Source organism: Streptacidiphilus alkalitolerans (assembly GCF_042511045.1).
GTDB lineage: Bacteria > Actinomycetota > Actinomycetes > Streptomycetales > Streptomycetaceae > Streptacidiphilus > Streptacidiphilus alkalitolerans.
In genome coordinates this window covers 69007-87356 of record NZ_JBHEZX010000027.1, presented here as the reverse complement: position 1 = coordinate 87356, position 18350 = coordinate 69007, and the positions used below count along the sequence as shown (strand labels likewise).

The following is an 18350-nucleotide window of genomic DNA, read 5'->3' as shown; positions in this document are numbered from 1 at the left end:
GGGTGAAGGAGCGGTGTCCGGTGCGTGCGGTCGCAAGGCGCCGGAGCGTCCTTGTAGCGGAGCTACCAGGGCGGTTCGGCAACGCGGCGAGCGTGCGTGCCGGGCGCCGCGACGCCGCGGAGATCCGTCAGACACCCCCCTAGGCGTCGTGAGCAGGGGGAAGGCCTCCGGTGCGGTGGGGGAGTGCAGGTTCCCCACCGCACCGGAGGCCTTCCCCGGCGCGCTGTCCGGTCGAGTCCCGCAGCACCAGGCGGGGGAGCAGGATCTCCTGGCGGCGTGGTGAGGACGGGTCGGCGATGCGGCCGGTGAGGATGTCCACCGCGCGCAGACCGACCTCCGTCTTCGCCGGGGACACCGCCGTGAGCGGCACCTCGCACAGGTCGGCCACCTCGTCGTCGTAGCCGATGACGGACAGGTCGCCGGGAACCTCCAGGCCGCGGCGTCGGGCGGCGCCCACCAGCAGGGCCGCCTCGCGGTCGGCGAAGCAGAGCACCGCGGTGACCCCGCAGGCGACCGCGTCCCGCACGAACTCCTCCGCGTCCTCGGCGGTCCAGCGCGGCAGTGACCGGGTCAGGGCCGGCTCCGTCCCCGGCGCCATCTGACGCAGTGCCAGCGCCAGCCCGGCCCTGACCTGCGGAGCGGTGTGCGGGCTGGTCCGCTCCAGGTAGGCGATCCGGCGGTGGCCCAGCCCCACCAGGTGCTCCACGGCCTCCCGGGCCCCGGCGGCGTGGTGGGAGCAGACGAACTCGCGCGGTGTCGCCGGCTCGTCGATGCCGCGTTCGGCCAGGACCAACGGCACCCCGCCCCGGTCCAACTCGCCCAGCCAGGACGGCAGCGCTCCTCGATCGAGGGTGGGTACCAGGATCAGACCCCGGACGCCCGCCTGGACCAGGTCCTCGGCGGCCCCCCGCTCGACCGCCGGGTCCCAGTCCGTGCAGCGCAGCAGCATCCGGGCGCCGTGTGCGTTCAGCTGCCGCTCGACGCCGGCGATGACCCGCGGGTAGTAGTACGTCAGCGACGGCACGACCACCCCCACCGCGTAGCCGGCCGCGAGGCCGGTCGGCCGGTCCGCGACATAGGTCCCCGAGCCCTGCCGGCGGTACACCAGGCCCTCCTGGACCAGCAGGTCCACGGCCCGGCGGACGGTGTTCACGCTCACCTGCTGGTCCTGGGCCAGGTCCTGCTCGGTCGGCAACCGGCCGCCCGGCCAGCGCAGTTCGGCGATGCCCCGGCGCAGCTCGTCGGCCAGCCGGCGGGTCTTGTGTCCTCGCGCCGCGGTTCCCGCGTTCTCGCCCGACGGATTCATCCCGCCCCCTCCGCCGGTACCGGCACCTGTCAGCGCGACGACCCTACCGTCGGCGGGCGGCCGTGACCCCGCGCGCTGCCACCGTCGGCGCCGACGCGTTCTGAACCCCGGGCCGGTTCAGGGGTAGAGGCCGGCCTGGAAGGTGAAGGAGACGAGTTGCGCCCGGTCGCGTGCGCCGACCTTGGTCATGGCCCGCACCGCGTGGGTCTTCACGGTGAACGGCGAGACGTGCAACTGGGCGGCGATCTCCTCGTTGCCGAGGCCGCCGGCGACGAGCACGACCACGTCCCGCTCCCTGGGCGTCAGATTGTCGAAGCGCCGCAGCAGTTCGCGGTCGACGGCCGGGGGAGGGCTGTCGGTCATGTGGCCGATGAGCGCCGCCGTCGCGACGGCGGACAGCGCGCCGCCACCGGCCACGACCTCCTTGATTCCGGCGACCAGTTCGGCCGGGCTCACGGTCTTGCCGAGGAAGCCGTTGGCGCCCGCGCGCAGGGCGGCGAGGACGATGTCGTCCTGGTCGAAGGTGGTCAGGACGATCACCCGCAGCTTTTCGGGCGGGTGCTCCTTGCGGATCCTGCGGGTGGCCTCGACGCCGTCGATGCCCGGCATCCGGATGTCCATCAGGACCAGGTCGACGGGGTGGGTGCGGAGGAAGGGGAGGACCTGGAGCCCGTCGGAGAGGTCGGCTGCCACGGTGAGGCCGGGGTCGAGCTGGAGCATGGCCCGGATGCCGGCCCTGATGTCGTCCTGGTCGTCGACGATCAGAATGCGTGTCATCGGACCACGGCTCCCTGGAGGCTGAACTCCGCGCGGACCCGGAAGCGCCCGCCGTCACTGTCGATCGTCAGTCGCCCGCTGGAGGATTCGACCCGTTCGCGCATGCCCACGAGCCCCAGTCCGCTGCCCGACCGGCCGCCCGACCCGCCGCCAGGTCCGCCCGGTCCGCCCGGTGCGCGGCCGACCCGGTTCTCCACGGTGACGCAGATGCTGCCGTCCTGCTCGCGCACGTCCACGGTGGCGGCTCCCTCTCCGTGCCGGTAGGCATTGGTCAGTGCTTCCTGGACGACCCGGTAGACCGTCATGCCGACGCCGGGCTCCACGAACACGGCGGGGATGTCGATGGAGGGGTGGACGTCGAGGCCGATGCTCTCGAAGGAGGCGACCAGTCCTTCCAGGCCGTTCAGCGCCGGGATGGGCCGCAGGGCCTCGCCGTCGGGGGCGTCGTCGCCGCGGCGCAGCAGCGCGAGGATCCGCTGTGTCTCCAGGACGACGGTGCGGGCGGCCGACCTGGCCGAGTCGAGGGCCTGCCGGGACGCGTCGGAGCCTGCGCCTTCGGGAAGCCCGATCTCCGCGATGCCCAGGTGCATGCTCAGCATCGCGACCTGGTGGCCGATGACGTCGTGGAGGTCCCGGGCGATGCGCAGCCGTTCCTCGGTCACCCGTCGGGTGGCTTCGATCTCCCGGGTGGCGATGGCGCTCTCGGCCCGTTCCTCCAGCATCCACCACTGGTCCCGGTGGATGCGGAGGGCGACCCCGGTCGCACCTCCGGCGATGGCGGAGAACAGGGCGGCGGCGCCCACGACCGCGCCGCCGCGGAAGCCGCCCAGGGTCATGAACGCGCCCAGGAAGAACGCCGCCACCAGGGCTGTCGCGGCCAGCGGCTGCTTCCCCCGGTAGGTGGCCGAGAACAGGACCAGCACCGCCAGCATCCACACCGACAGCGGGTCCCGGCCGACCGCGGTGACCGCGAAGGAGGCCGCGCCGGTGACGGCCAGCCCCGGCCACGGCTTCCACCAGGAGAGGGCGGCACCGCCGCCGCCGAGCAGGACGGACAGGGTCGTCGGCCAGTCCGACCCGCGCAGGACCAGGGCCACGAGCTGGCCGGTGAACACCAACGCGGCCAGCGCGTAGGCGACGAGGTTCAGCACCTCGGGGCGGCGGATCCACAGAGGTGTCGTGGTCCCGCGCCGGTCGTCGTGAGTCGTGGCCATGACGTGATTCTCGTCCACCCGCGCCGAGGTCATGTACTTCGTTCGAAGTACGCGGCGCGGCGCGAGGCCGCCGAGACTCCTCAGCAGGGCAACCGCCCGCCGCACCCGACAACCGTTCGGAGAACCGCCATGACTCCCGCCAGCACGTCCGAGCAGGACACCGCAGCCCCGGCCCTGCGCCGGCTGTACTCGGTCCGCTTCCTCTTCGCCGTCGTCTGGGCCGGGCTCCTGGTGACGTTCGGCTCCGACCTCAGCGTCGGCGTCAAGATCCTGCTGTTCCTCTACCCCGCGTTCGACGTGGCCGCGGCGGTCGTCGACGCCAGGTCCTCCCGGGGCGCCCGCTCGACCGGGGGCCTCTACGTCAATATGGCCGTCAGCACGGCCGCCGCGGTCGGCCTGGCCGTGGCCGGCGCTTCCGGCACCGCCGACGTCCTGCGGGTCTGGGGAGCCTGGGCCGTCGTCTCCGGCCTGGTCCAACTCGTCGTGGCCCTGCTGCGCCGGTCCCTCGGCGGCCAGTGGGCGATGATCCTCAGCGGTGGCATCTCGGTCCTGGCCGGCGCCTCCTTCCTGGCGAGCGCGGCCAAGCCCGACCCCTCGCTGGGAGTGCTCGCCGGCTACGCCACCCTCGGCGGCGTCTTCTTCCTGGTCTCCGCCCTGCGCCTGTCCCGTGCCGCCCGCACCGCCCGTACCGCACCGGCGCGGCAGTAGCGGCCGTCAGGCGGTACTAATCCACCCTGTGCATCGTGCGGGTGCGCGGGCGGGCGGTACGGCGGGCGGGCTTGCGGGAACGATCGGCGCGTTCACGTGCCTCGACCAGGTCCGAGGCCGCCTGGGCGAGCAGGGCCTTGACCGTCACCTCCGCCTGCTCCGCGTCGCCGTCGTGGATGGCGTCGTAGAGCGCCTGGTGGGCGGGCATGGGGTCGGCCCCGTGCGCGCTGTGGTGGACGAACCGGTCGCGGATCTGCAGTCCGGCCGCGAGGATCACCTCCATCCGGCTGAGGACCTCGTTGTGGGCGGCGTCCAGCAGCCCGCGGTGGAAGCGGAGGTCGGCGGCGACCATGGCGTCGGGGTCCCGGCGCGCGGCGCGCATGTCGCCGAGCGCGGCCTGCATGGTGTCCAGGTCCTCCTGAGTGCGGCGCAGTGCGGCGAACCGGGCGGCGGGAGGCTCGACCATCTCGCGGACCTCGGCGAGCATCTCCAGGAAGGCGAAGTTCGGCGGCTCGCCGCCCTGCCAGCGGAGCACGTCGCCGTCGAGCAGGTTCCAGTGCTCGCGCGGCAGGACGACCGTGCCGCGCTTCTGGCGGGACTCGACCAGGCCCTTGGCGGCGATGACCTTGAGGGCTTCGCGGACCACGGTCTTGCTGACGCCGAATTCCTGCTCGAGGTGCTCGGAGAACAGCGTGGCGTTCAGTGGGTAGTCCCCGCCGACGATGCGCATGCCGATCTCCTCGACGATCTGGCCGTGCAGGCCGCGGCCCTGGTAGCTCGCCATTACATCCTCGTCCTCGGGTTCGGTCCGCCGCTGTGCGCGGCTGGGGAGCGGTCGTGCGGCCGGTCAGGCCGAGGCTTTCACGATGCTCCACCCCCCATCAACCACGAGGTTGGCCCCGGTGACGAAGGAGGCGTCGTCGGAGCCCAGGAAGGCGATGGCCGCGGCGACCTCCTCGGGCCGGCCGAAGCGTCCGGCCGGAGTGGCGGCGATGCTCTCGGCGCGGCCGGCCTGGTCCACCCGGTCCCACGCGGGGGTCAGGATCGGGCCCGGCAGCACCACGTTCACCCGGATGTCGGGCGCGTACTCCACGGCCAACTGCCGGCCGAGGGCGCACAGTGCGCCCTTGGTCGCGGCATAGGCCGGGTGTCCCGGCAGGCCGATCAGGGCGTGCACCGAGGAGGTGAGCACGACGGAGCCGCCTGCCTGCCTGAGCATCGGCAGGAAGGTGCGCACGGCGTGGTAGGCGCCGGTCAGGGACACCGCCAACTGCCGGTTCCAGTCCGCCAGTCCCAGTTCGTGCAGCGGGCCGACCCGGATCCAGTAGGCGTTGTGGTGCACCACGTCCATGCGGCCGTGGCGCTTCTCGACGTGGGCGCGCACCGCCTGCCAGTCGTCCTCGTCGGCGGAGTCGCAGTGCAGGTACTCGGCGGTGCCCCCGGCTTCGGTGATCCTCTCGGCGACGGCCAGGCCCGCTTCGTCGGCCACATCGGTGAGCCACACGGCCGCGCCCTCGGCGGCGAACCGTTCGGCTGCGGCGGCGCCGATGCCCGAGGAGGCCCCGGTCACCAGGACGGTACGGCCCTGGTAGCGGCGTGAGTGCACAGTGAACCCCTTTGCATTAATTATGACAAGTCTTGCAGTCGGGGAAAGCTCCTGCAAGCCCCGGCGACGGATGCGGAGGCAGCTCTGCCGGAACCGTTGACGCCCAGATTATAAGTCGTTAATAATGCGGAAACCGTTGAAGGCGGTGATGCCTTCACCACAGTCAGGAGCGCGGGATGCTGACACGTCTGAGAGCGAGAGCAGGGGTCCTCGGACTAGCTGCCTCGACAGCACTGCTGGGGGTGGTCGCACCGGCATGGGCAGCCCGGCCGCAGCCGCACACCACCGCACCGCCGATCAACGACCTTGCCAGGACCCCGTACCAGGGCTGGAACACCTACTACGGACTCGGCTCGGACTTCAACGAGCAGTCCATCAAGGACGAGGCCAAGGCGCTGGTGGACCGGGGGTTGAAAGCCGCCGGATACAACTACGTCTGGATCGACGGGGGTTGGTGGAGCGGGACGCGCGACGCGGCCGGCGACATCACGGTGAGCTCCACCCAGTGGCCCGACGGCATGAAGGCCGTCGCCGACTACATCCACTCACTGGGCCTGAAGGCCGGCATCTACACCGACTCCGGCACCAACGGCTGCGGCGGCACGGCCCAGGGCAGCTTCGGCCACTACCAGCAGGACGTGAACCAGTTCGCCGGCTGGGGCTACGACGCGGTCAAGGTCGACTTCTGCGGCGGTGAGCAGCAGCACCTTGACCCGGCCACGGCCTACGGCCAGTTCCGGGACGCGCTGCTGCACAACAGCAGCCACCGCCCGATGCTCTTCAACATATGCAACCCCTTCGTTCCGCAGACCGGAGCGGCCCCCGGGCGCTCCGCCTACGACTCCTACACGTTCGGCCCCACCACCGGGAACTCCTGGCGCACCGACACCGATGTCGGCTTCTCGCGCAACGTCGTGTTCCCCGACGTGCTGCGCAACCTGGACGACGACGCCAAGCACCCGGAGGCCGCGGGTCCCGGCCACTGGAACGACCCGGACTACCTGGCCCCGGAACTGGGCATGAGCGCCGCCGAGGCGCAGTCGCAGTTCTCGATGTGGTCCATGGTCGCCGCCCCGCTGATCATCGGCAGCGATGTCACCGCACTGTCCGACAGCACGGTCTCGATGCTGACGAACCGTGAGGTCCTGGCCGTGGACCAGGACCCGCTGGGGGTGCAGGGCACCGCGATCGCGACCACGGGCAGCACCCAGGTGTGGACCAAGCCGCTGGCCAACGGCGACCGGGCGGTGGCGCTGTTCAACCGCGGCAGCTCCGCCCAGGTCGTCTCGACCACGGCCGCCGCGGTCGGGCTGCGCCACTCGGGCAGCTATGCGCTGCGCGACCTGTGGCAGCACAGCACTACTGAGACCGCCGGGGTGATCTCGGCGACGGTGGCCCCGCACAGCACCGTGCTGCTGCGGGTCTCCCGGCAGGGCGACGTCGCGGGCACCGCGCCCGCCACGGTGCTGACGCCGTTGAGCGTCACCGCGTCCGCGCAGGGCAGCCAGCCGCTGGTGCTGCCCGGCTCCTCGTTCCAGGCCTCGGCCTCCTTCACCGACAACGGCAGCAGCGACCTGAAGGACGCCGCGCTCACCCTGGACGCGCCGGCCGGCTGGCAGGTGACCGCGCTCAGCAGCACCGCACGGCAGCGGCTGCGCACCGGCGAGCGGGTCGACGCGAAGTGGCAGATCACTCCGCCGCCCGGCACCGAACCGGGACCGGACGGGCTCAAGGTCACCGTCGCCTACCGCTGGTACGGCGGTCACCCCGCCGCCCTCAGGTCGGTCACCGCGAGCGGGACCAGTCCGGTGCAGGTGCCCGCCGCGCCGCCCTCGGGCACCGGACCGCTCAGCCACCACCCCTGGCTGGACGCCAGCAGCGGCTACCTGGTGCCCCGGGTGGACCTCGACGACGCCGGCGGCGGCCCGCTGGTGATGCACGGCACCACCTACCCGCAGGGCGTCGGGGTGGCCTCGCCGTCCACCGTGGAGTACTACGTCGGGGGCAACTGCTCCACCCTGACCGGCACCGTCGGCATCGACGACTCGGCGAACTTCGACCCCTCCGGCGGCACGGTCGACTTCCAGGTCCTGGGCGACGGCGTCAAGCTCTACGACAGCGGGACCGTGGACCGCGGCGCGACCCACGCGCTGAACGTCGACCTGGGCGCGGCCAAGGTGGTCAGCCTGGTCGTCGGTGACGGCGGCGACGGCGGCTACAACGACCGTGCCGACTGGGGCGGGCTGCAGATCAGCTGCGGCGCCCCGGTGGCGACGGTGCCCGCCGGGCCCTGGCCGCACTACGTCGCCCCCGGCGACGAGTCCGCCACCGCCAGCAGCGCCAACGACGGCTATCCGGCGAGCAACGCGGTCGACGGGCAGGTCACCACGCTGTGGCACTCGCAGTTCAGCCCGGTCCACGACCCGCTGCCGATCTCGTTCACGGTCGACCTGAAGTCGGTGCAGACGGTCACCGGACTCAGCTACCAGCCCCGACTGGACGGCAATATCACCGGAACCGTCACCGGCTACACGGTGGAGGTGAGCACGGACGGGACCACGTTCACCCCGGCTGCGGCAGCGGGCACCTGGCCCGAGGACGCGCTGCTCAAGTCGGTGCAGATCGCTCCGGTCCAGGCCCGCTACGTGCGGCTGACCGCGACCGCGGCTGCGGGCGGCTACGCGTCCGCGGCCGAGATCGCCGTCGCGGCAGTCCCGGCCGGCTGAACCGTGGGCGGACGGAATGAGTGAGCGGTCGGCGCGGGCGCAGGCGTCCTTCGGGACGCTCGGCACCCGCGCCGGCCCGCTCGGGCTGCGGTTCGTCCCGGAGCTGGGCGGCAAGGTCACCGGCCTGCGGCTGACCCCCGGTGGCCGGGAGTGGCTCGCGCAGCCGGTGCGCCCGCTGCGGGCCCCGCTGCCCGGCCAGGACTGGGGCGAACTGGACTGCTCCGGCTGGGACGAGTGCCTGCCCAACATCGGCGCGTCGGCCGACGGCGTACTGGCCGACCACGGCGACGTCTGGCGGCTGCCCTGGCAGGCGCGGGCGGGACCGGACACCCTGTCAGCTGCGGTCGCACCGCCGCACCGCAGCTACCGCTTCGGACGCGACCTCAGCACCAACGGCCGCATGCTGCGGGCGGACTACCGCCTGGACAACCTCGGCGACCGGCCGCTGCCCTGGGCCTGGGCCCAGCACATGCTGCTGGCCGGGGACGAGCACACCAGGATCCTGGCCTCGTCGCCGATGCGCCTGAGGCTGGACAGCGCCTACCGGGACGGTGCGGCCGTGTCCGGCCCGATGGACTGGCTGTGCCCGGACGGTGCGCCGACCACCGGCATCGGGCTGCTCGGAGCGACCGGGCGGGCCGCGAAGCTGTGGTTCGAGCCACCGCTGCCGGCCGTGGTCGCGGTACTGCACGGGCAGGAGTGGCTCGCCTGGCACCTCACCGATCGCTCCTTCCCCGACCTGGGGCTGTGGGTGAACCTCGGGGGCTGGGGCGGGCCGCAGTTGCGGCAGCTGGCCGTGGAACCCGCGTTCGGCGCGAGGGACGCACCCGCCGAGGCCTACTCCGAACTCGTTCCGCTGAGCCCCGGCGAGCACCGGAACTGGCACACCGTCATCGAGGCGGGCGTCGGCGCGCGGGCGCTGGACCAGCTGCTGACCAGCGTCGCCAATCCGTAATACAGATTTATTTATGCATTAATCTTGACGAGCCGCAGAACCCCCGAGACACTCGGTGCACAACCCCCCCACCCTCGAACCAACGCACGACAGGCGGAAGCGACGTGAGACCTTTGCACAGCACAAGGACCCTGGTGAGCATCGGCGCGATAGGCATGGCGGCGGTGCTGGCCCTGGCCGGCTGCTCCACCGGAAAGAGCACCGGCGGTTCGGCGGGCAGCGCGGCGGCGGGCCCCAAGAGCGGATCGATCACCATCGCGTACCTGCAGAAGCAGGGCGACCAGCAGTACTTCATCGATGAGGCCAACGGCGCCAAGGCCGAGGCCGCCAAGCTCGGCAACGTCAAGATCGTCACCGTCGACCTGGGCACCGACTCCAACAAGGCGATCAGCGACATGAGCACCGAGGTCGGTCAGAAGGTCGACGGGATCGCGATCGTCGTGCCGGACCAGAAGATCGGCCCGCAGATCATCCAGGCCGCCGGCGGCATCCCGCTGGTGTCCTCCGACGACCCGATCAGCGACGGGTCCGGCAACCCGGCCCCGTTCGTGGGCTTCGACTCGGTCCAGATGGGCACCGAGGTCGGCACCAAGGCCGGCGACCTGTTCAAGACCGCGGGCTGGACCGCCGCGGACACCCGCGTCATCGCCGCCTACCAGCAGGGCCTGTCGGACTGTCAGCAGCGCGAGCAGGGCGAGGAGGCGGGCTTTGCCGCCGCCGCCGGAGCGAGCGTGCCGGTGATCAAGGTCGGGACCGACAACTCGGTGGTCGACGCGCAGAACAAGACCGGCGCCGTGATCACCGCCAACCAGGGCGTCAAGCACTGGGTGGTCTGGGGCTGCAACGACGAGAGCGAGACCGGTGCGGTCACCGCGCTGCAGAACGGCGGCTTCGCCCCCGCCGACATCATCGGAGTCGGCCTGGGCGCCTACCTGACCTGCAAGGACTGGACCGCCAAGAAGGACAGCGGCAACAAGGCCGCGCTGTTCATCGACGGCCACTCCGTGGGCGCCGCCGCCGTGGACGCGCTGGTCGCCAAGATCCGCAACGGCACGCCGCTGCCCCCGAAGACCATCGCCAAGACGGCCCTGGTCGACGCCACCAGCTTCGTCCAGGCGGGCGTCCAGTGCAGCTGAACGGGTCCCGGCAGCACACGATCCAGGAGCTTCGATCGTCATGACGAAACCAGGGCCGACCCGGGCCGGGACGCCTCCCACGGCGTCCCGCCTCCGGGCCGAACAGATCAGCAAGTCCTTCGGGCCGGTGCACGCGCTCAGCGAGGTCTCCCTCGACGTACGGGCCGGCGAGGTGCTGGCGCTGATGGGCGAGAACGGCGCGGGCAAGTCCACGCTGCTGCGCGTCCTGTCCGGCGACCACCAGCCGGACCGGGGCCGGCTGGTCCTCGACGGCGCGCCGGTCGCCTTCCACTCCCCGCACGAGGCGCAGCGGGCGGGACTGCGGGTGATCCAGCAGGAGCCCGAGATCGTCCCGCACGTCTCGGTCGCGGAGAACATCTACCTCGGCGCGCTTCCGCGCCGGGCCCGGGTGGTGGACCAGCGCGCCCTGTTCGCCCAGGTCGACCGCGACCTGGAGCGATACGGATTCGCCGATGTGCTGGACCCGCGGATGCTCGGTTCCGCGCTCTCGCCGGCGCAGCGGCAACTGGTGGAGATCCTGCGGGCCCTGGTCGGCGACGTCCGGGTGATCGCCTTCGACGAGCCCACCTCCTCGCTCGCCGACCACGAGGTGGAGGCGCTGTTCGGGCTCATCCGCCGACTGCGGGACGACGGCGTGGCCGTCGTCTACGTCTCGCACCGGATGCCCGAGATCTTCGCCATCGCGGACCGGGTGGCGGTGCTGCGCGACGGCCGCTACGTCGGCGACCGTCCGGTGGCGCAGACCGACCACACCGAACTGGTGCGGATGATGGTCGGCCGCGACCTGGCCGACATGTTCGTCCGACAGCCGCGCGAACCCGGCGAGGTCGTCCTCTCGGTGCGCGACCTGGTCACCGAGGACGTGCACGGCGTCAGCCTGGACCTGCGGGCCGGTGAGGTGGTGGGGCTCGGCGGGCTGATCGGAGCCGGGCGCTCCGAACTGGCGCAGGCCCTCGTCGGCGCCGTCCCCGTCCACGGCGGGGGTATCGAGATGGAGGGGAAGCCGCTGCGGCTGCGGGGCCCCGGCGACGCGCTGCGCGCCGGGATCGGTCTGGCGCCCGAGGAGCGCAAGGCCCAGGCCCTGCTGCTGCGGCGGACCATCCGCGACAACATCTCGCTCGCTGTCCTTGGACGGCTCACCCGCTGGCACGTGGTGCGGCGTGCGGCCGAGCGCGAGATCGCGCTCCGGCACGTGGAGCAGCTCTCGATCCGCACCCACTCGATCGAGCAGGAGGTCTCCACCCTGTCGGGCGGCAACCAGCAGAAGGTGGTCCTGGCCCGTTGGCTGGCCCGCCGCCCCAAGGTGCTGATCCTGGACGAGCCCACCCGCGGCGTCGACGTCGGCGCCAAGGCGGAGATCTACGCCATCATCAACGACCTTGCCGCGCAAGGGATGGCCCTGCTGGTCATCTCCTCGGAGCTGCCCGAACTCCTGGGCCTGTCCGACCGGATCGTGGTGATGCGGGGCGGACGGGTCACCGGTGAGGTGACCCAGGCCCAGGCAACCGAAGAACGGGTCCTGGCGCTGGCCATGGCCGAAGACCCGAGCCCGACTGGAGCAGCACAGCCATGACCGCGACCGACAGCCCCGCCCGACCCAGCCGCCCCGCCCCCGGCCCGCGACAGCGACCGCTGCGCAGGGCCCTGGACGTCGTCGGCGTACAGAACCTGAGCCTGATCATCGCGCTGATCGCGCTGTGTGCCGCGATCGGCCTGCAGAACTCCAACTTCTTCCTGGTCTCCAACATCAGGACCATCGGCACGACCGTCGCCATCGTCGGCATCCTGGCGGTCGTGCAGACCGTGGTGATGCTGCTCGGCGGCCTGGACATCTCGGTCGGCTCGGCGGCCGGACTGACCTCCGTGGTCTCCGCGATGGTCTTCACCAGCGCCAACAGCGCCGCCCTTGGGATCTTCGTCGCCCTGGTGGTCGGCCTCGCCGTCGGCCTGCTCAACGGCGTGGTGATTGTCTACGGCCGGGTGAACGCGGTGATCGCCACCCTGGCCACCTACGCGGGACTGCGCGGCCTGGCCAACCTGATCTCCAACGGCCGGGCCCAGGGCTACACCGGAACCGACTCCACCTTCATCTTCCTGGCCCGCGGCAGCGCCCTCGGCATCCCGGTCCTGGTCTGGGTGCTGATCATCGTCGCCGTGCTGGTCCACCTGCTGCTGCGCTACACCGACATCGGCCGCAACATCTACGCGGCCGGCGGCAACCCCACCGCCGCCCGGCTGGCGGGCATCAACCTCAACCGCTACGTCGTCGGCTGCTACGTCCTGGCCGGCTTCGTCGCCGCCATCGCCGGCATCCTGCTGACCGCCCGTACCGGCTCCGGCCAGCCCACCTCCGGCAGCCAGGGCCTGGAACTGCAGTCCATCACGGCGGCGGCCCTCGGCGGGGTGGCCCTGCAGGGCGGCAAGGGCGGAATCGCGGGCACGGCCATCGCCGTCCTGCTGCTCGGCGTCCTGCAGAACGGCCTGACCATCCTGGACGTCAACTCCTTCTGGCAGGACATCGCCCAGGGCGCGCTGCTGGTCGTGGCCGTGGTCATCCAGCAACGCCGCAAGGGGTTGCGCGCCTACGGACTACCGCGCTGAACACCCCCGATCCGACCAGGAGGCACAGCATGACGACCAGCCCCCCGCCCGGCGCCTCCCCCCACCACTCGACCGAACAGGGCACCCGCGCATGAAGATCACCAGACTGACGACCTACGCGGTGGCGCCCCGCTGGCTCTTCCTGCGGATCGACACCGACGAGGGCGTCACCGGATGGGGCGAACCGGGCCTGGAGGGCCGGGTGCGGACCGTGGCCGCCGCCGTCGAGGAACTCGGCGAACTGCTGATCGGCGCGGACCCGCTGCGCATCGAGGCGCACTGGCAACTGCTGACCAAAGGAGGCTTCTACCGCGGCGGCCCGGTCCTGTCCTCCGCCATCGGCGGCATCGACCAGGCCCTGTGGGACATCGCCGGCAAGGTCCACGGCGTCCCGGTGCACCAACTGCTGGGCGGCCCCCTGCGCGAGCGGGTCCGGGTCTATTCCTGGATCGGCGGCGACCGGGTGCAGGACGTGGCCGAGGAGGCGGCGCGCAAGGTCGAGGAGGGGTTCACCGCCGTCAAGATGAACGCCTCCGCGCAGATGCGGGCCATCGACACCCCCCAGGCCGTCGAGGAGGTGATCCAGCGGGTCACCGCGGTCCGCGAGGCCCTGGGCCCGACCCGCGACGTGGCGATCGACTTCCACGGCCGGGTCTCCACCGGCATGGCACGACGGCTGCTGCCGCTGCTGGAACCCCTGCAGCCGATGTTCGTCGAGGAGCCGATCCTGCCCGAGAACGCCTCCCGGCTGGCCTCGGTGGTGGAGTGCACCTCTATCCCGATCGCCACCGGCGAACGGCTGTACTCCCGTTGGGACTTCCTCCCGGCGATGGCGGCCGGCATCGCCGTGGCCCAGCCCGACATCTGCCATGCCGGCGGGATCTCCGAGATACGCCGGATCGCCGCCCAGGCCGAGACGTACGACGTCTTCATGGCGCCGCACTGCCCGCTCGGCCCGATCGCCCTGGCCTCCAGCCTCCAGGTCGACTTCGCCATCCCCAACCTGCTCATCCAGGAGCAGAGCCTGGGCATCCACTACAACGGCGCGGGATCCGACCTGCTCGACTACCTGGTGGACCCCACCGTGTTCCAGTACCGCGACGGCTGGGTCGACCGGCCGCTGGGCCCCGGCCTCGGCATCACCATCGACACCAAGGCCGTGGAGTCGGCCGCCCGTTGGGCCGCCGACCACCACACCGAGTGGCGCACCCCGGTCTGGCACCACGAGGACGGCGCCCAGGCCGAGTGGTGACCACCGGTCAGTTCGGGGTGGCGGGGTCGAGTCGGATGTCTGCGATGCCGCTGTCCAGGAAGGCGGTCACTTCCTGGGCCTCGGTGTGGACGGCCTCCCGCTCCGGGGCGGTGAGGGCGCGCAGGGGGCTGATGCGCAGCTGCTGGTCCCGCACGGTCCAGGTGGCGGAAACGCGTCCGTCGACCAGGACGGTGCGGTGGCCTGCGACGGACAGGCCGAGGTGCGGGGCGTCGATGATGCGGCTGCGGTCGTGGTAGCCGAGGATGGCGTTGTCGAAGGCCGGCAGGAACCGGACGGGGGCCGGGGTTTCGGGGTGGGGGCGAGGGGCGTCGGGAAGGTCGAACAGTTGGCGCCCGCGTTCGTCGCGGAAGACGACGAGTTCCTCCCGGGCGGCTTTGACGGCGGCGGGAAGGCCGGCGAGTCCGCACCAGGCGCGTAGGTCCGCGCCGGCGGCGGGCCCGAACGCGGCGAGGTAGCGGCGCAGCAGTTGCCGTCCGACGGGATCGCCGTCGTCGGGATGGCTTCCGGCGGCGGGCAGGGGGTCGATGTCCCGCCCCAGCCAGGTGCTCAGCGGCAGATTGCGGACGCCGGCGGTCTGTTGCCACAGGCCGCGGGGCGGGAGCTGGGCCATCGGGATCAGCGCCGCGACGAGCAGCTCGCCGAGGACCCGGCGCGGTGGCCCGGGCCAGCGGTCCTCCACGGCCTGTACCAGCTCGGTCATGGTGCGGGGCTGCTCGTCGGCCATCACCGAGCGGCCGGCGGCGGCGAGCTCGTCCAGGTCGATGCCGGCCAGTTCCTGACGGTAGGTGCCCAGGACCCGCTGGCGCAGCATCGCGTCGTGGCGCGCCCGCCAGGCGACGGCGTCGTCGGCGGCGACGAGGTGGACGGTGCGCCGCATCAGGTGGGTGCGCACCACGGCGCGCCCGATGAGCGCGTCGTCCAGTTGCGCGGGCTTGAAGTCGGACAGGCGGGACCACAGTCCGGTGAAGGGTTCCTGCGGTTCCTGCGCCTGCAGCCCGCACAACTGGGCCACGGCCTGCGCCACGGGTTCGTTGCTGCGCTTGAGCAGGTGCTGGCGGGCGAGGGTGGCCCGGTTGAGTGCGCGGGCGTCAAGGACGGTCACGGTCATGGTGTCGTCGGAGGTCGGTCGGCGGGTGTCAGCCGTTGTACGGAACGGTGACGTCCAGGACCCAGGTGATGCCGAAGCGGTCGGTGAGCATGCCGTACAGCGGTGCCCACTGTGCGGCCTCCAGCGGGCGCACGACGGTCGAGCCCTGGGCCAGTCTGCCCCACAGCGCGGTGATCTCCCCGGTGTCCTCGCCGCGCACGGAGACGAAGAACGGGTTCTTGCCCCTGGCCAGAGGCAACTGGCCCGGCACGTCGTAGGCCATGACGTGGAAGCCGTTGTCGCCGACCACCTCGCCCCACATGACCCAGTCCGCCTCGTTCTCGTCCTGCACGGCGCCGGCGTCCTGGTAGGTGACGGCGACGCTGCGTCCGCCGAAGACGGACCGGTAGAAGTCCAGTGCCTCGCGTGCGGCGCCCCGGAAGTTCAGGTGAGTGGTGGTGGTGACGGACATGGCCTGCTCCTTGCCTCGGTGTGCCGCTCGAACGGCTTGTGCACCACTGTGGCAGGGGTAGCGGACAGGTTGTGTCCTCTACTGCAGGCAGAATGGAGGGCATGCATAAGACGTCCTCGCGGTTGCTCGCCCTGCTCTCGCTGCTGCAGACGCACCGGGACTGGTCCGGTGACGACCTCGCCGGGCGGCTGGGCATCACCTCGCGCACGGTGCGCCGCGACATCGACCGCCTGCGCGAACTCGACTACCCGATCACCACGGTCAAAGGCCCGGCCGGCGGCTACCGGCTGGAGGCCGGCACGCGCCTGCCGCCGCTGCTGTTCGACGACGACCAGGCCATCGCGCTGGTCGTGGCACTGCAGACCGCGGCCGCCGGCACCACGGTCGCCGAGGACGCCTCCCGCGCGCTGGCGACCCTGCGCCAGGTCATGCCGCCGCGCCTGCGTCACCGCGTGGACCTGGTGCGCATCACCGCCGTCGAAGCTCCCGCAGCCGGCGACACCGCTCCGGTCGACGCCCAGGTCCTGATGGACCTGAGCCGGGCCGTCCACGCCCACGAGGAACTGCGCTTCGACTACGTCCCGGGCTCAGGGCCCCCGGTCGACGAGGTCCGCCGGGTACAGCCGCACCACCTGGTCGCCTGGCGGCATCGCTGGTACCTCGTGGCCTGGGACCTGCACCGTGAGGACTGGCGCACCTTCCGCGTCGACCGCATCCGGCTCCGCACGCCCACCGGGCCCCGCTTCGTCCCCCGCGAACTGCCCGGCGGCGATGTCTCCACCTTCGTCGTCGGCCGGTTCCGCGGCACCGACGGCAGCACCAGCGACTGGCCCTGCCGGGGCGAAGTCATCCTCAACCTCCCGGCCGCCGACGTCGCGCCCTTCACCCAGGACGGAACCGTCGAGGAACTCGGCCCGCACCGCTGCCGGCTCACCCTCGGTTCCTGGTCCTGGACCGGACTCGCCGCCGCGATCGGCCGCTTCGACACCGCCATCGAGGTCATCGGCCCACCCCAACTGGCCACCGCCTTCTCCGACCTCGCCACCCGCTACGCCGACGCCGCGCGCGGCCCGCGGCAAATGCCGTGACCGGGGTGAACGCCATGACCGGCGCCCGCGGAGCAGGGCGCCGGTCATGACGGGTGGTCGGCTGTCTCAGACCACGATGCGGTCGAGGTTGGGGGCGCCGGCGGAGGGGTTGGAGAACTCGATGGTGTTGTTGCCGGCCTTGAGCTGGACGGTGACGTTCTTGGTGACCACGGTGTTGTAGTCGGGGGTCTCGGGGAAGCTGACGGTCTGGTTGACGCCGTTGACGGTGACCGTCGCGGTGCGGGCCTGGCCGACGCTCATGAAGGAGACGGCCATGGTGTAGCTGCCGGCCGCCGACTCGGTGACGTTGTTGAAGGTGGCGGTGCCGCCGTTGCCGAGGTAGCTGAGCTTCTTGCCGCCCGAGCAGTGGGCGCAGCTGGTGATGGTGGTGCCACCGGCCAGGGTGGCCGCCTCGGCCTCGTAGGACTTGTTGCCGCCGGTGGGCGGGGGGCTGGAGGGCGGCGGGCTCGACGGCGGGGGGCTGCTGGGCGGCGTGCCGCCGGCCAGGCTGGTGCCGAGGGTGTTGAGGGCGTTCTGGACCAGTGCTTGGGCGTTGTCGCTGAGGTTGGCGTTGGTGCCGTTGACGACCCAGGAGGGGCCGGAGAAGATCGCGACGGTGACGCCGTTGTCGACGCCGCCGGTGGTGCCGCTGCTGGGGATGCCGAGCAGGCTGGCGGTTTTGACGGAGGCTTCGCCCAGTTCGCGGGAGTCGTTGTCGGAGGTGGTCTGGGAGTTGCCGGTCTGGGTGTCGCCGAAGATCGCGCCGATGGCCTTGCCGTTGTAGAAGACCAGGGCGAACTGGCGGCCGGAGATGCCGTGTTCCTTGTAGAAGAAGTGAGGGCAGGGGGTCTTGTTGTCCCAGCAGTCGTCGCCCAGGACGTAGAACGGTACGTGGTGTGCGGCGAGTTGTTTGCCGCTGCTGTCCTGGAAGGTGGTCTCGCCCTGGTGGTCGGGGTCCGGGTCCGGGTCGCTGCCGTCGTCGTCGATGGCCATGCTGGAGGTGTAGACGAAGACGCCGGAGGCGGGCTGGTACACGTTGACGTTCTGGGCCCGGGTCATGGTGTTGATGTGGGGCTTGGTGTTGACCTGGGTGGCGGAGGTGGAGTGCTGCTGGATGGCGGCCAGGACCTGGGCGGCGGTGTACGTGGTGGCGGCCGGTGCCGCGGCCGGGTGCGCCGCGAGGACGGTGGGGAGCGTCGTGGCGGCGTCGGCGTTCGCGATGGCCAGCGGAGTGGCCAGCGCGAGGGCCGCGGCGATGCCTATGGCGAGGCGGGTACGGGTCGATGACATGGCGGTGGGGGCCTCCGTCAATCGGTTAGTAAAAATGTTTAACTAATCGAAGCACCTGGGACCCCTGACGCGCAATCATCTCGTTAACAA

16 protein-coding genes and 1 pseudogene are annotated in these 18350 nt (G+C 71.7%); 9 read left to right on the top strand and 8 right to left on the bottom strand.

The window, feature by feature from the left end; genetic code table 11:
• Window positions 1–139 precede the first annotated feature (139 nt).
• The 3 genes from ACEZDG_RS36410 to ACEZDG_RS36400 form a co-directional block, all read right to left on the bottom strand.
• The gene (locus ACEZDG_RS36410) at window positions 140–1306 is read right to left on the bottom strand and encodes a substrate-binding domain-containing protein (protein WP_380518868.1); all 1167 of its coding nucleotides are present in this window, start codon (window positions 1304–1306) and stop codon (window positions 140–142) included.
• A gap of 117 nt (window positions 1307–1423) precedes the next feature.
• Window positions 1424–2083, bottom strand: coding sequence for a response regulator transcription factor (locus ACEZDG_RS36405; RefSeq protein ID WP_380518865.1), 660 nt, complete (start codon window positions 2081–2083; stop codon window positions 1424–1426).
• On the bottom strand, window positions 2080–3297 hold the full coding sequence (locus tag ACEZDG_RS36400; protein ID WP_380518862.1) for a sensor histidine kinase: 1218 nt from the start codon (window positions 3295–3297) through the stop codon (window positions 2080–2082). The genes ACEZDG_RS36405 and ACEZDG_RS36400 overlap by 4 nt, the downstream gene beginning before the upstream one ends.
• Window positions 3298–3426: 129 nt before the next feature.
• Here ACEZDG_RS36400 and ACEZDG_RS36395 point away from each other — a divergent pair, with 129 nt between their 5' ends.
• Window positions 3427–4005 carry a hypothetical protein gene (locus ACEZDG_RS36395; RefSeq protein WP_380518859.1) on the top strand — a complete coding sequence of 193 codons (579 nt, stop codon included), beginning with the start codon at window positions 3427–3429 and terminating at the stop codon, window positions 4003–4005.
• 16 nt (window positions 4006–4021) lie between these two features.
• On the opposite strand, the gene ACEZDG_RS36390 is transcribed toward ACEZDG_RS36395, so the two are convergent.
• Entirely contained in the window at window positions 4022–4789 is a 768-nt protein-coding gene (locus tag ACEZDG_RS36390) for a FadR/GntR family transcriptional regulator (protein WP_380518856.1), read from the bottom strand.
• A gap of 63 nt (window positions 4790–4852) precedes the next feature.
• Window positions 4853–5611 (bottom strand): SDR family NAD(P)-dependent oxidoreductase, encoded by a 759-nt coding sequence (locus ACEZDG_RS36385; RefSeq protein WP_380518853.1) that lies wholly within the window; start codon window positions 5609–5611, stop codon window positions 4853–4855.
• Window positions 5612–5787: 176 nt separating this feature from the next.
• Between ACEZDG_RS36385 and ACEZDG_RS36380 the strand changes: the two genes are divergently transcribed.
• The 7 genes and pseudogenes from ACEZDG_RS36380 (at window position 5788) to dgoD (ending at window position 14302) form a co-directional block, all read left to right on the top strand.
• Window positions 5788–8337, top strand: coding sequence for an NPCBM/NEW2 domain-containing protein (locus ACEZDG_RS36380; RefSeq protein WP_380518850.1), 2550 nt, complete (start codon window positions 5788–5790; stop codon window positions 8335–8337).
• Window positions 8338–8353: 16 nt separating this feature from the next.
• Window positions 8354–9292: a hypothetical protein gene (locus ACEZDG_RS36375; RefSeq protein WP_380518847.1), complete on the top strand. Its 939-nt coding sequence runs from the start codon at window positions 8354–8356 to the stop codon at window positions 9290–9292.
• A gap of 134 nt (window positions 9293–9426) precedes the next feature.
• Window positions 9427–10428 (top strand): substrate-binding domain-containing protein, encoded by a 1002-nt coding sequence (locus tag ACEZDG_RS36370; protein ID WP_380518844.1) that lies wholly within the window; start codon window positions 9427–9429, stop codon window positions 10426–10428.
• Window positions 10429–10576: 148 nt separating this feature from the next.
• Window positions 10577–11008, top strand: a pseudogene (locus tag ACEZDG_RS37910) (ATP-binding cassette domain-containing protein); the annotation flags it as partial.
• Window positions 11009–11110: 102 nt separating this feature from the next.
• Window positions 11111–12022 carry a sugar ABC transporter ATP-binding protein gene (locus tag ACEZDG_RS37905; protein ID WP_449341743.1) on the top strand — a complete coding sequence of 304 codons (912 nt, stop codon included), beginning with the start codon at window positions 11111–11113 and terminating at the stop codon, window positions 12020–12022.
• Window positions 12019–13050: an ABC transporter permease gene (locus ACEZDG_RS36360; protein WP_380518839.1), complete on the top strand. Its 1032-nt coding sequence runs from the start codon at window positions 12019–12021 to the stop codon at window positions 13048–13050. Before ACEZDG_RS37905 ends, ACEZDG_RS36360 begins: the two co-directional genes overlap by 4 nt.
• A 91-nt stretch (window positions 13051–13141) precedes the next feature.
• On the top strand, window positions 13142–14302 hold the full coding sequence (gene dgoD, locus ACEZDG_RS36355; RefSeq protein WP_380518837.1) for a galactonate dehydratase: 1161 nt from the start codon (window positions 13142–13144) through the stop codon (window positions 14300–14302).
• A 7-nt stretch (window positions 14303–14309) separates the two neighbouring features.
• Here dgoD and ACEZDG_RS36350 read toward each other — a convergent pair whose 3' ends face one another.
• Window positions 14310–15425, bottom strand: coding sequence for a winged helix DNA-binding domain-containing protein (locus ACEZDG_RS36350; protein ID WP_380518874.1), 1116 nt, complete (start codon window positions 15423–15425; stop codon window positions 14310–14312).
• Between the two features lie 34 nt (window positions 15426–15459).
• Window positions 15460–15882, bottom strand: a complete 423-nt coding sequence (locus ACEZDG_RS36345; protein ID WP_380518834.1) for a VOC family protein — start codon at window positions 15880–15882, stop codon at window positions 15460–15462.
• A gap of 101 nt (window positions 15883–15983) precedes the next feature.
• On the opposite strand from ACEZDG_RS36345, the gene ACEZDG_RS36340 reads away from it, so the two are divergent.
• Entirely contained in the window at window positions 15984–16970 is a 987-nt protein-coding gene (locus ACEZDG_RS36340) for a helix-turn-helix transcriptional regulator (RefSeq protein ID WP_380518830.1), read from the top strand.
• Between the two features lie 66 nt (window positions 16971–17036).
• On the opposite strand, the gene ACEZDG_RS36335 is transcribed toward ACEZDG_RS36340, so the two are convergent.
• Window positions 17037–18260, bottom strand: coding sequence for a glycoside hydrolase family 75 protein (locus ACEZDG_RS36335; RefSeq protein ID WP_380518827.1), 1224 nt, complete (start codon window positions 18258–18260; stop codon window positions 17037–17039).
• Window positions 18261–18350 lie beyond the last annotated feature (90 nt).

Excerpts from the sequence above, each read along its gene's own strand:
- ACEZDG_RS36410 (WP_380518868.1), bottom strand. The coding sequence starts at position 1,306 with ATGAATCCGTCGGGCGAGAACGCGGGAACCGCGGCGCGAGGACACAAG.
- ACEZDG_RS36405 (WP_380518865.1), bottom strand. The coding sequence starts at position 2,083 with ATGACACGCATTCTGATCGTCGACGACCAGGACGACATCAGGGCCGGC.
- ACEZDG_RS36400 (WP_380518862.1), bottom strand. The coding sequence starts at position 3,297 with ATGGCCACGACTCACGACGACCGGCGCGGGACCACGACACCTCTGTGG.
- ACEZDG_RS36395 (WP_380518859.1), top strand. The coding sequence starts at position 3,427 with ATGACTCCCGCCAGCACGTCCGAGCAGGACACCGCAGCCCCGGCCCTG.
- ACEZDG_RS36390 (WP_380518856.1), bottom strand. The coding sequence starts at position 4,789 with ATGGCGAGCTACCAGGGCCGCGGCCTGCACGGCCAGATCGTCGAGGAG.
- ACEZDG_RS36380 (WP_380518850.1), top strand. The coding sequence starts at position 5,788 with ATGCTGACACGTCTGAGAGCGAGAGCAGGGGTCCTCGGACTAGCTGCC.
- ACEZDG_RS36375 (WP_380518847.1), top strand. The coding sequence starts at position 8,354 with ATGAGTGAGCGGTCGGCGCGGGCGCAGGCGTCCTTCGGGACGCTCGGC.
- ACEZDG_RS37905 (WP_449341743.1), top strand. The coding sequence starts at position 11,111 with ATGCCCGAGATCTTCGCCATCGCGGACCGGGTGGCGGTGCTGCGCGAC.
- ACEZDG_RS36360 (WP_380518839.1), top strand. The coding sequence starts at position 12,019 with ATGACCGCGACCGACAGCCCCGCCCGACCCAGCCGCCCCGCCCCCGGC.
- dgoD (WP_380518837.1), top strand. The coding sequence starts at position 13,142 with ATGAAGATCACCAGACTGACGACCTACGCGGTGGCGCCCCGCTGGCTC.
- ACEZDG_RS36345 (WP_380518834.1), bottom strand. The coding sequence starts at position 15,882 with ATGTCCGTCACCACCACCACTCACCTGAACTTCCGGGGCGCCGCACGC.
- ACEZDG_RS36340 (WP_380518830.1), top strand. The coding sequence starts at position 15,984 with ATGCATAAGACGTCCTCGCGGTTGCTCGCCCTGCTCTCGCTGCTGCAG.
- ACEZDG_RS36335 (WP_380518827.1), bottom strand. The coding sequence starts at position 18,260 with ATGTCATCGACCCGTACCCGCCTCGCCATAGGCATCGCCGCGGCCCTC.